Raw genomic sequence first — 14,973 nt, forward strand, 5'->3', positions numbered from 1 at the left:
TTTGATTTTCTACTGATCCAAGAAGCTCCGTAGCTTCCTTGAGCGGCTTGGATGCTTGAGCTTCCGCAGCGCTTTGGCTTCGATCTGTCTGATCCGTTCGCGGGTGACCGAGAACTGCTGGCCGACTTCTTCGAGCGTATGATCTGTGTTCATCCCGATACCGAAGCGCATCCGTAGGACGCGTTCTTCGCGTGGGGTCAGAGACGCCAAAACGCGTGTGGTCGTCTCACGCAAGTTGGATTGGATCGCCGCCTCAATCGGGAGGATTGCATTGCTGTCTTCGATGAAGTCACCGAGTTGGCTATCTTCCTCGTCGCCGATTGGCGTTTCGAGCGAGATAGGCTCTTTGGCAATTTTCATGACCTTGCGCACTTTTTCGAGTGGCATGGACAGCTTTGCCGCCAATTCTTCTGGCGTTGGTTCACGGCCAATTTCATGAAGGATTTGACGCGACGTCCGCACGATTTTGTTGATCGTTTCGATCATATGGACCGGAATACGAATGGTCCGCGCTTGGTCCGCGATAGACCGCGTGATCGCTTGGCGAATCCACCAGGTTGCGTAGGTCGAGAATTTATAACCGCGACGATATTCGAATTTATCAACGGCTTTCATCAAGCCGATGTTACCTTCTTGGATCAAATCGAGGAATTGCAGACCGCGGTTCGTGTATTTTTTCGCAATGGAAATCACGAGACGCAGGTTCGCTTCGACCATTTCCTTCTTGGCCTGGCGAGCTTCGCGTTCGCCTTTTTGAACTTTCTGGACAATGCGACGGAACTCATCGACAGGCACGCCGGTCTCTTGCGCTAGTCCACCAATTTCGGCGCGAATTTTGTCAATCGAACGACGTTCACGTGCGAGATAACGATCCCACGCTTCCGAACGACCTGCCATTTCGTCAGCCCAATTCGGGTTCAATTCACTGCCCAAATAAGCGGTCAAGAAGTCTGCACGTGGTACACCATTCCCATCGGCCAAACGCATCAGCTTGCCTTCGAGAGAGATAAAACGCTTGTTGATCGTGTAGAGCTGATCAATCAGCGCATCGATACGCGCGTTGTTGAGTTGCAGGTCTTTGATCTCGACGATGATCTGTTCTTGGATCGCGTCATATTCTTCAGCTTGCGGCTTGCGTAGCTTTTTGCCGTTCAGACGCGCATTGATGAGCATCTGCTGAAGTTTCTGGAAGCGTCCAAAGTTTTCTGAAATCCGGTCCAGTTTCTCCATGATTGTATCACGGAGCGCCGCTTCCATCGCGGCCATGGACAGATTTGTCTTATCGTCTTCTTCGTCCTCATCATCATCGATGGGCTTTTCACCCGGCTTATAGGTCCGCTCGGGCATTTTAGTTTTGCGTTCTTCGGCAAGGGACTCAAGATCGCCCTCTTGCTTTTCCAGCTCACCTTTTTCGATTTTCTCACGACGGACAGCCAAAGCCGAACGGTCTTCCTGAATATTACCGATGGAACGGTTATAGGTTGTGTCCAGATCAATGATGTCGCGGAGGAGAATTTCGCCCTCTTCCAGCTCTTCGCGCCAGATCATGATCGCTTCAAAGGTCAGCGCGCTTTCGCACAAACCCCGGATCATAGTGGTCCGGCCAGCTTCAATCCGTTTTGCAATCGCAATCTCGCCTTCGCGCGAGAGCAGCTCAACAACGCCCATTTCGCGCAGATACATGCGAACGGGGTCATCTGTACGGTCGAGTTCCTCTTTCGAGTTCCCGCCTTTAACAGCCGTTGTCGATGTCCGCGCTAGGGTTTTCGGCCCCAGCGTTTCTTCGTCTTTCTGGTCATGGACGGAAATGCCCATGTCAGAGAGTTGTGCAAGAATGATTTCAATCTCTTCGGCAGTGATGCCGTCGATGTTCATATGCTTATTGAGATCATCCGTATGCAGCAGACCAGATTTCTTGGCCTCCACGATCATACGTTTTACGTCTATATTATCGAAATCCAGTCGTTTGACGACAGATCCGACTTCAGTCGATTGGGCTTTATCAGCCGCGGCAGTTTTGCCCATGTGTTGGCCACCTTCGCGTGTTAAGGCCGCCTTATGGTAAAGACGGTCTTAAAATAACGTTAGCCCCGTCGATTCTGTGTGATCCTCACAGAGCCGAAAGGGCTGTTAATTTCCTAATCGCGCGCTTCTTTCGAAGCCCGCATCGCACGGTGCATACCGTCCGAGTTGTCGCCCGATATGGTTTCCACCAATCGCGCGCGGGTGTCGTTCAGGTCAGCCTCATGTGGATTTTGTCCCAATAGGGTGTCGGCCTGGGCGTTCCAGAGTGCCGCGCGTTCATCCAATGTTGCGTCCGTGCCGCCCATCCCAGCCCTGATCAGGAGCCGCTGACGGGACAGAACACGGTAGTCCTGTTCCAATCCTTGTTCCTGTATATGTGTAAGAAGGTGAGTCTTTTCAACCGCTTTCGTCTGTCTCCACCAATCCAATACACCCCGTTGTATCGCCGCGCAGGCCGCATGAGTGAATTGAAGCTCAAAAAGTCGCTCATCGACGCGCTCTAAAAGCTCTGGAAACTCAATAATTGCGCCCATTAAGGTGGTTTCTGCACGCATATTTGACGCCAGCTTTTGCGCGGATGCAATTTGCATGGATTTATTGGCTTTGATTTCGCCTGTGTTTTTTCCTCCCGTTCGTTTGCCCCGATTGGCTTGCCAGCCAAATTGAGCATCGAAACGGGCGAGAAGTTCGGTTTTATAGAGGGCTTGGACATCACCATGTTTGATTTCCTCCAGCGCCTTATAGAGCCGTGATTTCAAGCCGGCCTTGGCTTCGGGCGTGTCGAGACGTTCGATTTCGACCTCTCGCCGCCAGAGCATATCCACCAGGGGAATGGCCGCATCTAACACCTGTTGCATTGCGGGTGGCCCCGACGCGCGGATCAGGTCGTCTGGGTCTTGCCCATCCGGCAGCATCGCGAAGCGAATGCTTTGACCTGGTTTGAGCAGCGGCAACGCGCGTTCAATCGAGCGAAACGCCGCGCGGATGCCGGCTTTATCGCCATCAAAACAAAGGATCGGTTCAGGGCCGACCCGCCAAAGCAGTTCTAACTGATCTTCGGTCAGGGCCGTGCCCATCGGCGCAACGGCATGGGTGAACCCTGCCCGCGAGAGCGCGATGACATCCATATAGCCTTCAGCAACGATCAACCCGCGTGCAGAATTTTGCGGATCGGAAAAGGACCGCCGCGCGCGGTGGTAATTATAGAGCAGCTTGCTCTTCTGGAAAATCGGCGTTTCTGGACTATTGAGATATTTCGCTTTCGCGTCTTTGGCCATCGCTCGTCCGCCAAAGGCCACCAGTCGCCCCCGACCATCATGGATCGGGAACATGATCCGATCGCGGAACCGATCCCATGGATCGCGCGAACGATCTTCAGGCTCCACTAATAAGCCGGCTTCAATCAGCTGAGCTGGCATTGCGCCTTGAGCAATCAACTCATCTTTCAACGCGGAAAAGTTATCGGGCGCGAAGCCCATGCCAAAAGCTTTAGCAGCCGTTTTGCTTAGCCCACGATTGGTCAGGTAGTCGCGCGCGGCAGCGCCATCCGTGCGATAGAGGGTCTTCTCAAAAAACTCCTGTGCGCGCTCCATCCAAGAGATGGTCTCTTTGTTGCGCGCGGCGCGGGCCTCGGCTTGCGGGTCAGCCTTCGGCATCTCCATGCCTGCCATTCCAGCAAGGGTTTCGACGGCCTCTGGAAAAGACAGACCTTCGACTTCCATCAAAAACGATATCGCATCCCCATGTTTGCCACTGGAAAAGCAGTGGTAAAACCCCTTCTCATCATTGACGAAAAAGCTGGGCGTACGTTCATTCGTAAAGGGCGAGAGACCCGCAAATTCGCGGCCTTGACGTTTCAGCTTCACATGGCGGCCGACAACGTCAGACGGGCGAACGCGCGCTTTCAACTCCTCCAGAAAATTATCGCCAAATTTCATAATCTCAACTTAAGGGCTTTCCCCCGCGATAGCGAGTCGAGAGCGGAGTCGATATGATGTTGATAACTCGCCCCTTAACGCTCACTATGTAGAGAAGTAGGCAGCGCAAATCTGTTCTTTCGAATTGAACCAAATGGACCGACCCGCGTTCCTACATATGAAAGCGAGTATTTATGACTGATCTATCCCATTTTAAAAAAGTTCTTACGGACCGCCGCGCTTATCTAACAGGTAAGTCGGAGGATATTGAGGATCAATTTGAACACTCAGGCGACGAGCCCTTTGACGGGGATAGCGGAGAGGTCAGCAATCTAGAGGTCTTGGATGATCTTGATGAAATGGCTCAAAGCGAAATTCGCGCTATTGATGCTGCCCTTGGTAGAATCAAGGATGGCAGTTTTGGTGACTGCGTGACCTGTGGCGACCCAATCGACGCCGAGAGATTGAAAACGCTGCCGCACACGCCCTTCTGCAAAACTCACGCGCCCTGATCTATTTGGCGAGACCGACCAACGAGACCGCCTAAAGCGACGGCGGCTTAATTTCTTTGAAGTCCTCATCGGCCAGACCGACCAATATGGCACGGCCTGAGGGGGAAACACGGAATATGCCGTAATCGGCCTGTTCATAGATTTCGGCGGTACCATTTTGGAAATAATATCGCGGCGCGCCAAAGGTGACGCCGCGGCGCTGCCGAATATAATTTATACGTATTTCCCCATTCTCTAAGGCTTGCTCGTCTGCGAGCCGGGCAAAGCGGCCAACTTTCTTTGCATCTAGCGTCAGCACAAATTGTCCAGATGGCGGCAAATCATCCGGCAGCTCCCGTGAAGCTTCTTCGGCATAAGCCAAGGCCATAAAATCCCCCATCATCAGCGCGCGCGGGTCGACGGGGCGAAGATCTAGCAAGACAGTTTCACCTTCCATCTTGATGGTTTCCAACGTTTGGATTTGGCTCCCAAAAAGGCCTGCAATGCCCAGCGCACCCAGGCCAATCAAGCCGTAACGTAAAATGCTCATGATAAGACCTCCACGCGACGATTGACGAAAACCCAAACGCCGAGGAAAACAAGACCCGACACGAAGAGCACAATGGATTTCGTCAGAAGATCCAAGCTCAGATCGTAATAAAACATGGTCAGGAAGTAGATTTGCAGCCCCGTCCCGATCAGCGCCAAGCTCCGCGAGCCCAAAATATAACCCGTCAAGATCAAGAGCAACGCCGACGCCCCGCCCAAAGGCACGCAAGCCGCCGCGACAACCAGTGGCACCAAGACTAGCACGGGCGGATTGAAATCCGCGACTGCCTTACCGCGATTTAGATAGATTACAGCGCCGAGCAAAATGACGAGACTGATGAGTCGCGCAGGCCAATCATCGGAGAAACGTGACGCGTCTGCGAGACTGTCCCAGCGCTGAATATGCACCAGCGCAATTCCCAAAATAGCTGGCGCGATTAGCAAGGCCGTTCCTGCAGCTTTGTATAATCGGGTGCCAATCGGCCGCGACAAAAGGATAACGCCGACACAAGTCGCGATCACCAAAACCAGGCTTTCGACCATTGGCACTTTGAGGTGATAGGCTTCGATTCCGATCAGTGTAATGATTGCTGCTGCCGACATGAATTCCAGAATTCGGTCCCGCACTAATACCAAAACGATAAGACTCAGGAACAGGAGCATACCGACAGTCGCATCGAAGCTCAGGACGGAGATGCCAAATCCAAATGCCGTCAGAAGCCCGCCAACGATGATCATCGTGTTTAAGATATGCTGCGGATAAGGAGATTTCGTCAGCCGTCTGAGAAAAATGGCCAGAGCAAAAATGATCGCGCCAACGACACCAAATATATATTCATCCGCGTTCCCCATAATTAAGGCAACAAATGACCCGAAAAAGAGCGAGCCTAGAATGGCTGTCAGGACCCCTGCGATAGCGAGAAACATTTCCATATACCAAGGCTGATCACGCTCTGCCTCCCGCGCCAATACCTCAGACACCAAAGCAGGGTCTGCCCCTGTTTGATTGCCGAAATTGACAACCCCCAAAGCAAAAGGTGCATCATCTTCGTCTTCACTGTCGGTTGATCGGGCCTTCGCGGGCGCTTTGAATCGTTTCACAAAATGGCGAAACGCCGCGACGAGGCCAACCGTTAAGCCGCCGAGCCAGAGAAAGACGAGGAGAAAAATACCTGTACCGTCGCTGATCTCCTCAAACAGCTTAAACCCGAACTGGGCGATAAGGATGAAGAGACCAAAGCTTGCAAGCGCCAATGTCGCGAGACTAGGTCTCATTTGATACAGGTAAGCCACCAAGCCAATAATGAGAGCAACGGCCAAGAGCCAAAGCCCATCATCCATATCCCAAAAACTCTCTGTAAATCCGACGAATGCAAACCCAACCGCGCCTAAAACCAAGAGAACGCGGAACCACTCCGCTCGCGCCCAGGCCAGACGTGGTGCGATGAATTTATCCAACACCCCTAGACCTAAGATGCATCCCGCAGATACGGCAAGGTTAAGCAGATTGGCTGCGAAATGGTTCCCCGCCAGACGTAAGCCTGAGTTCGCAAATGTCGTGACCGCAACGGTCAGAATAACCAACCACACCGCCCAATGCGCCAAATTACGTGACGCCAATGCAAAGGGCAGCGTCAAGATCGCCCAGAAAACAAAAGGTGTGTGGATCAAGGCAGGCGTTTGATAGACTTGACCCAAAACGGCAAACATAACGCCGACCAGAACAGTCGCCCCAATCCCGAAGGCTTGGCCCGCCGGGCTGTCAAGCCGCGCGACTATCCACGCCAGAAGGCAGGCTAATATCCCGCCGCCGACTGTCGCGAATTTCGCCATACCAGAGAGGTCGTCCCAATTAAACGCGAAGAAAAAGATGATACCCGAGAGGATATGACCAACCGCGATCGCAAGAAGCGCGCGGATCGCCCATATTTTCCAAAATGCGCCATCGCGCAAAACGGAAACCGCGTCTAAATATTGCTGTGGCCGCAAAGCGCCACCCTCGATGAGGGTCGGGACATCCTCTGATGTGACAGCTGCGATATTCGTCATAGGAAAACTCTCATAGGTGGACGCTATGGCCAAAACTTGTGATTAGCAAATGAGATTTCCGGAGGCTTAAAATGTGGTCCCCGTCTATTTAATCTCGCAGACTTGATGCCTCTGTCATTTTCAGTCATTCGAAATTTCACCGCCATAGCCGAAATCTTCATATGACACATGACAATTTGCCCGCGCCAGGTGCGCCAGATATTGACATAGCCCGTGCGGCTGTGATGGCACCAATTGTGCCGCTAGCGGAAACAAAATTTGATATCCCAGCAAAAGCGCTGGTGCCCTATGGACATTTTAAAGCGAAACTCGGTTTCGACTATATTCAATCACTGTCGAACAAACCCAGCGGTAAACTGGTGTTGGTCACCGCAGTGACACCAACGCCTGCGGGTGAAGGTAAGACAACGACGAGTGTCGGTTTGACCGATGGCCTAAACCGTATCGGGCTTAAAACCATGGTCTGTTTGCGCGAACCCTCGCTCGGCCCCGTCTTTGGCATGAAGGGCGGCGCGGCAGGCGGTGGGCGCGCGCAAGTCATTCCAATGGAAGATATCAATTTGCATTTTAATGGGGATTTTCACGCCATTACATCCGCTCACGCCCTGATCTCCGCGATGCTGGATAATCATCTGCAATGGGGTAACGCGCTAGATATCGACCCACGCCGCATATCTTGGCGTCGCGCGATTGATATGAATGATCGGGCCCTGCGCAATATCACCATCGGCATGGGCGGTCCGACAGAGGGCGTCGTGCGTGAAGATGGTTTCGATATCACGGTCGCGTCGGAAATTATGGCAATTTTCTGCCTCGCGACGAATCTGAAGGATTTGCAAGCCCGCATTGGCGATATCATCATCGCAAAGACACGTAAAAAAGCCCCCGTAACCGTTCGTGACCTTGGCGCAGATGGCGCGGTGACAGTCCTGCTCAAAGATGCGTTTCAGCCCAACCTTGTCCAGACCATCGAACAAAATATGGCCTTTATCCACGGCGGGCCTTTCGCCAATATTGCACATGGCTGCAATAGCGTCGTCGCCACGCAAGCTGCGCTAAAGCTCGCGGATGTCGTTGTCACCGAGGCCGGTTTCGGAGCGGACTTAGGCGCAGAGAAATTTCTCAATATTAAATGCCGCCAGACAGGTTTGCGTCCTGATGCGCTGGTCTTGGTCTGCACCGTGCGCGCAATGAAAATGCAAGGCGGGGTGAAGAAAACCAAATTAGGGAAAGAGAATGTCGACGCCGTCCGAGATGGTTGCGTGAACCTGCAACGACATATTCAAAATATGAAGACATTCGGACTGACCCCCGTCGTGGCGCTGAACCATTTTGTTCACGATACGAACGCTGAAATTGAGGAGGTGCGCAAAGCCTGCGATGCCGAAAATGTAGAGATGGTGATTTCTCGCCACTGGGCCGAAGGCGGTGCGGGTGCAGAGGATTTAGCCCGCGCGGTGCAAGCCCGCCTCGACGCGCCGAAAACTGATCTCAAACTCACCTATAAAGACAGCGACAGCCTCACTGAAAAAGTCCAAAAAGTTGCCAAAAAAATATACCGTGCGACAGATATCGCCGTGTCGAAGGAAGCCGCTGCGGCCTTCAAATCCATCGAGAAGATGGGCTTTGGACATTTGCCGATCTGTATCGCTAAGACCCAAGCCAGCTTTTCTACCGACCCCACTCAGTTGGGCGCAACATGCGATCACATTGTCGAGGTTCGCGACGCGACTTTGAACGCGGGTGCGGGATTTGTTGTTGCGATCTGCGGCACGATCTTGCGCATGCCGGGCCTGCCCCGTCATCCCGCCGCCTTAGACATCGGACTTGATGACGACGGGCAGATTATCGGGTTGGCTTAGGTCACCATCGCTAAGACAATAGAGGCCAAAGTCGCGATCACGGGAATGATCACGGTCACAACGCCGACGTCTTTATAAGCTTCCTTATGCGTCAATCCGGTAATGGTCAGCATCGCGATCACCGCACCGCAATGCGGCAGGGAATCAAAACCGCCCGAGAATGAAGTCGAGAACATAATTATGGGAACAAAGAGGGAGGCTGAGACTTAATTAAGTACCAATATATAGGAGAGACACATGACTGACGAAAAAAACGTTCCCCTCAAATCGTCTGAAAAAAAGAGAGGCGCCTTGCACCGCGATGACACTCCACATGTCGAGTCCCAAGACAATCTCGCACAAAATACTGGCGAGGAAGAGGAGTAAATCATGACTGATTTAACGCTTCCACAAAACACACTCGTCATTCTCGCCACAGGTGAAGAAGCTAAACTCTTTCGCTTCAACGGAAATCGATTGAAGAAAACGGAAGACTGGTTTCCGCAAGACTTAGCCAGCGAAGGCCCATCGGGTAAATCGCCACCTGAGCGCTCGCCGCAAGAATCCATGGAAGCGACCTTCAGCAAACAGATTGCAGAGCGACTCTATTCCATGGCGCACGCCGGTAAGTTTAACGACTTGGTCCTGACGGCAGATCCAGAGACTTTGGGTGAAATCCGCCCGCTTCTCCACAAAGAGGTGCAAGACAAAATCTTAGCTGAGATCGATAAAACTTTGATCAACTCACCGACAGATGATGTCGAAAAATCTATCGCTGCTCACATGGCGGCTCATTAATTTTAACAATAGTAGCTTGGCGCGCTCATTTAAATTGAGCGCGTCCGAAGGAGTTTCAAATGCGTTTTTTAGCCCGCACCATTACAGCCGCACTCATCACGGTCGTCGTACAAAAAGTTATTCGTAAAAATACTGATGGCGGTAAAGCGTAGTGCTTAAAGATTGGCTCGCCGTTGATCTGGAGAAAATTCCAGTAATTTTTCTAACGGTTGTTCTCGCCTACGCCGGTCTCGTCGTTTTAACACGACTGAGCGGCGTTCGTAGTTTTTCAAAAATGAGCGGCTTTGACTTCGCCGTCACCGTTTCAATTGGCTCGATCTTTGGCGGGATAATCATGTCAGAAAATCCCAGCGTTGCGCAGGGTCTTTTGGCACTATCTTTCGTGTTTGCGGTCCAAATGTTGATGGCAACTGTCAGGCAAAGATGGGACTTCTTTGAAACCCTCGTGAGTAATTCGCCACGCGTCATCATGGTGGGCTCGGAAATTCAACAGGACCAGATGCGCGCGGCGCGTATTTCTGAAGATGATCTATATGCCAAATTGAGAGAAGCTAACGTTTTCCACACCGACCAAATCATTGCCGTGATCGCCGAAACAACGGGCGATGTATCCGTGCTTCACACAGGAAATCAGAAACACATTTCTCCTGAAATATTTGAAAACATTACGGCGTCCGAACGTATCGTCCGTAAATACCCAAAGCCCGCCAAGCCCTAACGCTTGATGAGCTCTGAGCTTTCGCATTTACCACTCTAGAGAATATGTTGAGACCGCAACAAGTCTGCGAACAAATCCTATCCTTCGGATACAGTTGTTAGCTTGCCTATTTGGCCGCCCTCCCCTATAGGCCGCGCGACCTCTTAGATCGGCACTCCACCTTTCGCATAGGTCATTTCTTTACGCTCGGATTGGCCGAGCTAGTCCGTAGTCGCAAGAATGCGCTATCGGCAGGACCCTATTGTTGGAGACTACCCCTTACATGTCCGATTCTATGAACCCCACAATGGATGATTTTGCATCCATGTTCGAAGCTGCTATCGAGGCTTCCCCAATGCAAGAAGGCAAAGTCGTATCCGGCCTTGTTACTGGCATTGAAAAAGACGTTGTCATTGTTGACATCGGTCTAAAAACTGAAGGCCGCATCGACGCGCGTGAATTCTTCACTCCCGGCGAAGACACAATGCCTAAAGTTGGCGATACAGTTGATATCTATCTTGAGCGTATCGAAAACGCCCTTGGCCAAGCCGTTTTGTCCCGCGATAAAGCGCGCCGCGAAGAAGCTTGGGTCAAGATGCACAAATTCTTCGAAGGCGAAGAGCCAGTTAACGGCGAAATCGTTGGCCGCGTTAAAGGTGGCTTTACAGTTGACCTCGGCGGCATCAATGCTTTCTTGCCTGGTTCACAAGTCGACATCCGTCCAGTTCGCGACATTGGTCCTTTGATGGGTCAAACACAGCCGTTCATGATTCTGAAGATGGACCGCTCACGTGGTAACATCGTTGTTTCCCGCCGTGCGATCCTCGAAGAGAGCCGTGCAGAGCAACGTGCAGAACTCGTCGGTCAACTTAAAGAAGGCGAAACACGCGACGGCGTTGTCAAGAACATCACAGATTACGGCGCATTCGTCGACCTCGGCGGCATCGATGGCCTCTTGCATGTTACAGACATGTCTTGGCGCCGCGTCAGCCACCCAAGCCAGGTTCTAAACGTTGGCGATACGGTTGCTGTTAAGATCATCCGCATTAACCCTGAAACACAACGCATCAGCCTCGGCATGAAGCAGCTTCAGGAAGATCCGTGGAACGCAGCTGCTGCGAAATACACACCAGGTACACGCCACACAGGTACAGTTACGAACATCGCCGATTACGGTGCATTCATCGAGCTGGAAGAAGGCGTCGAAGGTTTGGTTCACGTGTCCGAAATGTCTTGGACAAAGAAAAACATCCACCCAGGCAAGATCGTCTCTACATCTCAGCAAATCGAAGTCGAAGTTCTCGACGTCGATCAAGAGAAGCGTCGCATCTCCCTTGGTATCAAGCAGGTTCAGTCGAACCCTTGGGACGATTTCTCCGACCGTTTCCCACTTGGTTCCGTTGTCAAAGGCGAAGTCCGCTCGATCACAGAGTTCGGTCTGTTCATTGGACTGGACGGCGACATCGACGGCATGGCGCATTTGTCAGACCTGTCCTGGGACAAGTCCGGCGAAGAAGCTTTGGCTGACTACAAAAAAGGCGACGAAGTCGAAGCCAAGATCCTCGAAGTCGATATCGACAAAGAGCGTATCTCTCTCGGCATCAAGCAATTGGTCAAAGACACAGCGCCTGCTGGCGCAACAGGTGCCAACCGCGGTGCAACTGTCACATGTACAGTCACCAATGTTCAGCCTGCTGGCCTCGACGTTACCTTTGGCGAAGAGAACGACGTTAAAGCCTTCATCCGTAAAGGTGATCTGTCCCGTGAGCGCTCTGAGCAGCGTCCGGAACGTTTCGCTGTCGGTGACAAGGTTGATGCCATGATCACGCGCGCCAACCGGGCTCGCAATGATTATCAGCTGTCAATCAAGGCACTGGAAATCGCGGAAGAAAAAGAAGCCGTTTCGCAATACGGGTCAGCAGACTCCGGTGCGTCCCTCGGCGATATCCTGGGCGCCGCTTTGAAAGGCGACAACTAGGGCCTTACCCCTTCTCGGCTTAATTTGGATCAATTTGGTACAGATTAAGCCCTCATTAACCATGAAAGTCCCTGTAACGGGGGCTTTTTTTTATGCTTATCTAACAATTCAGGACGGTTTTTCGTTGACGACCCAAGGCCTCTCCTGATTAAAGAGCCCATGCTTAGATCCGAACTCATCGACACCCTCCACGCCGAAAATCAACATCTAACACGTCGTGATATGGAACGATTGGTTGCCGTCGTGCTTGAGACGATCACGCAAACCCTCGAAGCTGGCGCGCGCGTCGAATTACGCGGATTTGGCGCATTTTCCGTAAGGGAACGCAAAGCCCGTGCAGGACGTAATCCTCGCACAGGCGAAACGGTTCAAGTGCCAAGCAAACACGTCCCGTTCTTCCGCACAGGGAAAGAGCTGCGCCATCGTATTGATGCGGCCTCTAAAAAATAAACCCAAACGATCCGATTTGTCGTTTAACTAAGCGACTACCACTCACCCGTATTTTCCATCGACGCCCACGGCTCTTGCGGTGCAAGATTTTCGCCCGTTTGCAACAGCTCAACGGACGCCCCGTCAGGGCTGCGGACAAAGGCCATGTGACCGTCGCGCGGAGGACGTAGAATCGTGATACCTTGCGATTGAAGATGCGCGCAAGTCGCGTAAATATCCTCAACGCGATATGCCAAATGCCCAAAATTTCGTCCCCCAGTGAGCGTCTCTGTCGTACCGTCTTCTGCAGGCCAATTATAGGTCAGCTCGATAAGCGGGGCTTGGTCTGTTTTCGCACGCTCAACATCTGCAGGTGCAGCCAGAAAGATTAGGCTAAAACGACCCTTCTCGTTCTCATAACGTCGGGTCTCGACCAAACCGAGGCCATCGCAATAAAATGCGAGTGCCCCATCCAAATCAGAAACGCGCAGCATCGTGTGGAGAAATTGCATAGGACATCACTTTCGAGTGCGAGACGTTATTCTGCACGGAACATGAACAACATTGAAAGGATCGATTAACTACATTGACGTTACCCTAGTCAACATGCGACTTAGTGCCCGATTGCCGAACGGGGGTTCGGTGAAATTTCATTGAGGGAAAATACCATGGGAATGATTTCAGAATTTAAAGAATTTGCGATGAAGGGCAACCTTGTCGATATGGCCGTTGGCTTCGTTATGGGCTCGGCCTTTGGTACGGTTGTAAAGTCGTTCATTGATGGCGTCTTCATGCCATTGATCAGCCCAATCTTGGGCGGCATTGATCTGGCCAGCTTGAAGTACACAATGTCCGAAGCTGTGATGGACGGCGACACTGTTGTTGAACCTGCGGTTATCGTGAATGTCGGTGATTTTCTTACCGCGCTTATCTCATTCATAATCGTCGCATTCGTGATGTTTATGATCATTAAAGGCATGAACAAGACTAAGAAAGCCGAAGAAGAAGCTGCTCCAGCGGCTCCGCCAGCCAACGAAGTGTTGCTAGCTGAAATTCGCGACCTTCTCGCCAAGTCATAGCGCCAGCCTAATACCAGAAATATAGAGAACCCGTCTGGGCCCTTTCGTATAAAATCGAAACGGTCTGGGCGGGTTTTTTGCTGTCTGAAGTTTCGATAACAGTGTGATGTCTTGCATATCGCCGCGACCTGCCCCACATGCCCGCTCATGACCAAACTGACCTCAGATACACCCACCGAACTTGACGCGAACACTGTCGACACTGTCACGGTCTTCCAACTGGACCATCAGCCTGTGCGCGGTCGCGCCATCAAACTGGGACCTGCGCTGGAAAAGGCGCTGCGCCCTAACGGTGAAGACCGCTATCCTGACTCCGTTGCACGTCTCTTAGGCGAAGCGATGATGACAGGCGCGCTTGTCGCTCAATCCCTTAAGTTCAACGGACGGATTGTTGTGCAATGTCACGGCAAAAATGAAGGCGCCGTTAGCTTACTCATGGCAGATTGTACGACCGATGGTCATGTGCGGGGCTATGCGCGATGGGATGAGACAAGACTGAAAGAAATTGAATTGGATAACCGTACGCCAGGTGCACAGGCCCTCTTGGGAAAAGGCACTTTTTCGATGACCATCGACCAAGGTCCAGATATGGACCAATATCAGGGTGTGGCCGGGATTGATGGCGATAGTTTATCTGTATGCGCCGAACATTACTTCAATCAGTCAGAGCAAGTTCCGACCCGAATTCACCTCGCCTGTGGTCAAGCGGTAGATGAAGCTGGCGCGCACTGGACAGGTGGCGGCATTATGATTCAAAAAATTGCAGATGACACGGCACGTCCAGATGCAACGCCGCCATGGGAAACGGCGCAAACGCTGTTCAAAACCCTGACAGATGCAGAACTTATCGACCCCGAATTGTCCACAAACCGCTTGCTCTATCGCCTCTTCCATGAAGATGGCGTTCGACTTGTCGAGAGCAATGATGTGGCGGCAAAATGTCAATGTTCACGCAAACGTCTCCTGAATACGTTGAAGAGTTTCGATCAGACCGCCATCGACGATATGGCCAAAGACGGGATTATCTCCGCCAATTGCGAGTTTTGCGCGACAGACTACGAGTTCCCCCTTACCGAAATCGGCAAAGCCTAGGTAACTACGGAGAGCAATGATTTTGCTTG

The 14,973-nt window shown here is 52.0% G+C and carries 14 protein-coding genes and 1 pseudogene; 9 read left to right on the plus strand and 6 right to left on the minus strand.

Annotated features, from left to right (window positions below; translation table 11 throughout):
• Positions 1 to 9: 9 nt before the first annotated feature.
• Complete coding sequence (gene rpoD / locus IE073_RS07395; protein WP_189583387.1) at positions 10 to 2,025, minus strand: RNA polymerase sigma factor RpoD; 2,016 nt, start codon at positions 2,023 to 2,025, stop codon at positions 10 to 12.
• A 113-nt stretch (positions 2,026 to 2,138) separates the two neighbouring features.
• Positions 2,139 to 3,962, minus strand: coding sequence for a DNA primase (gene dnaG / locus IE073_RS07400; protein ID WP_189583389.1), 1,824 nt, complete (start codon positions 3,960 to 3,962; stop codon positions 2,139 to 2,141).
• A gap of 173 nt (positions 3,963 to 4,135) precedes the next feature.
• Between dnaG and IE073_RS07405 the strand changes: the two genes are divergently transcribed.
• Positions 4,136 to 4,453: a TraR/DksA family transcriptional regulator gene (locus tag IE073_RS07405; protein ID WP_189583391.1), complete on the plus strand. Its 318-nt coding sequence runs from the start codon at positions 4,136 to 4,138 to the stop codon at positions 4,451 to 4,453.
• Positions 4,454 to 4,484: 31 nt separating this feature from the next.
• On the opposite strand, the gene IE073_RS07410 is transcribed toward IE073_RS07405, so the two are convergent.
• Together IE073_RS07410 and IE073_RS07415 are read right to left on the minus strand one after the other, a co-directional pair.
• Entirely contained in the window at positions 4,485 to 4,982 is a 498-nt protein-coding gene (locus IE073_RS07410; protein WP_189583392.1) for a GDYXXLXY domain-containing protein, read from the minus strand.
• Complete coding sequence (locus IE073_RS07415; protein WP_189583395.1) at positions 4,979 to 7,030, minus strand: DUF2157 domain-containing protein; 2,052 nt, start codon at positions 7,028 to 7,030, stop codon at positions 4,979 to 4,981. Before IE073_RS07415 ends, IE073_RS07410 begins: the two co-directional genes overlap by 4 nt.
• 161 nt (positions 7,031 to 7,191) lie before the next feature.
• Between IE073_RS07415 and IE073_RS07420 the strand changes: the two genes are divergently transcribed.
• Entirely contained in the window at positions 7,192 to 8,892 is a 1,701-nt protein-coding gene (locus IE073_RS07420) for a formate--tetrahydrofolate ligase (protein ID WP_189583398.1), read from the plus strand.
• On the opposite strand, the pseudogene IE073_RS07425 reads toward IE073_RS07420, so the two are convergent.
• Positions 8,889 to 9,062 (minus strand): annotated as a pseudogene (locus IE073_RS07425) (GntP family permease); the annotation flags it as partial. The gene IE073_RS07420 and the pseudogene IE073_RS07425 sit on opposite strands and share 4 nt — an antisense overlap.
• 67 nt (positions 9,063 to 9,129) lie before the next feature.
• On the opposite strand from IE073_RS07425, the gene IE073_RS14210 reads away from it, so the two are divergent.
• The 5 genes from IE073_RS14210 to IE073_RS07445 all read left to right on the plus strand — a co-directional run bounded on the left by IE073_RS14210 (position 9,130) and on the right by IE073_RS07445 (position 12,794).
• Complete coding sequence (locus IE073_RS14210) at positions 9,130 to 9,258, plus strand: hypothetical protein (RefSeq protein WP_267905566.1); 129 nt, start codon at positions 9,130 to 9,132, stop codon at positions 9,256 to 9,258.
• A 3-nt stretch (positions 9,259 to 9,261) separates the two neighbouring features.
• A complete protein-coding gene (locus IE073_RS07430; RefSeq protein WP_189583401.1) occupies positions 9,262 to 9,669 on the plus strand; it encodes a host attachment family protein in 408 nt (135 codons plus the stop codon).
• A 151-nt stretch (positions 9,670 to 9,820) separates the two neighbouring features.
• Positions 9,821 to 10,387 carry a DUF421 domain-containing protein gene (locus IE073_RS07435; protein WP_189583404.1) on the plus strand — a complete coding sequence of 189 codons (567 nt, stop codon included), beginning with the start codon at positions 9,821 to 9,823 and terminating at the stop codon, positions 10,385 to 10,387.
• A gap of 262 nt (positions 10,388 to 10,649) precedes the next feature.
• Positions 10,650 to 12,344, plus strand: coding sequence for a 30S ribosomal protein S1 (gene rpsA / locus IE073_RS07440; RefSeq protein WP_189583407.1), 1,695 nt, complete (start codon positions 10,650 to 10,652; stop codon positions 12,342 to 12,344).
• 159 nt (positions 12,345 to 12,503) lie between these two features.
• Positions 12,504 to 12,794: an integration host factor subunit beta gene (locus IE073_RS07445; protein ID WP_189583410.1), complete on the plus strand. Its 291-nt coding sequence runs from the start codon at positions 12,504 to 12,506 to the stop codon at positions 12,792 to 12,794.
• Between the two features lie 35 nt (positions 12,795 to 12,829).
• Here IE073_RS07445 and IE073_RS07450 read toward each other — a convergent pair whose 3' ends face one another.
• Positions 12,830 to 13,285 carry a VOC family protein gene (locus IE073_RS07450; protein ID WP_189583413.1) on the minus strand — a complete coding sequence of 152 codons (456 nt, stop codon included), beginning with the start codon at positions 13,283 to 13,285 and terminating at the stop codon, positions 12,830 to 12,832.
• A gap of 156 nt (positions 13,286 to 13,441) precedes the next feature.
• On the opposite strand from IE073_RS07450, the gene mscL reads away from it, so the two are divergent.
• On the plus strand, positions 13,442 to 13,852 hold the full coding sequence (gene mscL / locus IE073_RS07455) for a large-conductance mechanosensitive channel protein MscL (protein ID WP_189583416.1): 411 nt from the start codon (positions 13,442 to 13,444) through the stop codon (positions 13,850 to 13,852).
• 147 nt (positions 13,853 to 13,999) lie between these two features.
• Positions 14,000 to 14,944: an Hsp33 family molecular chaperone HslO gene (locus tag IE073_RS07460; protein ID WP_189583419.1), complete on the plus strand. Its 945-nt coding sequence runs from the start codon at positions 14,000 to 14,002 to the stop codon at positions 14,942 to 14,944.
• The last annotated feature ends 29 nt before the right edge of the window (positions 14,945 to 14,973 follow it).

Source organism: Litorimonas cladophorae (assembly GCF_014652455.1).
Lineage (GTDB): Bacteria > Pseudomonadota > Alphaproteobacteria > Caulobacterales > Maricaulaceae > Litorimonas > Litorimonas cladophorae.

What these genes read in the sequence shown, in the direction of transcription:
- rpoD (WP_189583387.1), bottom strand. Translation starts at nt 2,025, where the DNA reads ATGGGCAAAACTGCCGCGGCTGATAAAGCCCAATCGACTGAAGTCGGA.
- dnaG (WP_189583389.1), bottom strand. Translation starts at nt 3,962, where the DNA reads ATGAAATTTGGCGATAATTTTCTGGAGGAGTTGAAAGCGCGCGTTCGC.
- IE073_RS07405 (WP_189583391.1), top strand. Translation starts at nt 4,136, where the DNA reads ATGACTGATCTATCCCATTTTAAAAAAGTTCTTACGGACCGCCGCGCT.
- IE073_RS07410 (WP_189583392.1), bottom strand. Translation starts at nt 4,982, where the DNA reads ATGAGCATTTTACGTTACGGCTTGATTGGCCTGGGTGCGCTGGGCATT.
- IE073_RS07415 (WP_189583395.1), bottom strand. Translation starts at nt 7,030, where the DNA reads ATGACGAATATCGCAGCTGTCACATCAGAGGATGTCCCGACCCTCATC.
- IE073_RS07420 (WP_189583398.1), top strand. Translation starts at nt 7,192, where the DNA reads ATGACACATGACAATTTGCCCGCGCCAGGTGCGCCAGATATTGACATA.
- IE073_RS14210 (WP_267905566.1), top strand. Translation starts at nt 9,130, where the DNA reads ATGACTGACGAAAAAAACGTTCCCCTCAAATCGTCTGAAAAAAAGAGA.
- IE073_RS07430 (WP_189583401.1), top strand. Translation starts at nt 9,262, where the DNA reads ATGACTGATTTAACGCTTCCACAAAACACACTCGTCATTCTCGCCACA.
- rpsA (WP_189583407.1), top strand. Translation starts at nt 10,650, where the DNA reads ATGTCCGATTCTATGAACCCCACAATGGATGATTTTGCATCCATGTTC.
- IE073_RS07445 (WP_189583410.1), top strand. Translation starts at nt 12,504, where the DNA reads ATGCTTAGATCCGAACTCATCGACACCCTCCACGCCGAAAATCAACAT.
- IE073_RS07450 (WP_189583413.1), bottom strand. Translation starts at nt 13,285, where the DNA reads ATGCAATTTCTCCACACGATGCTGCGCGTTTCTGATTTGGATGGGGCA.
- mscL (WP_189583416.1), top strand. Translation starts at nt 13,442, where the DNA reads ATGGGAATGATTTCAGAATTTAAAGAATTTGCGATGAAGGGCAACCTT.
- IE073_RS07460 (WP_189583419.1), top strand. Translation starts at nt 14,000, where the DNA reads ATGACCAAACTGACCTCAGATACACCCACCGAACTTGACGCGAACACT.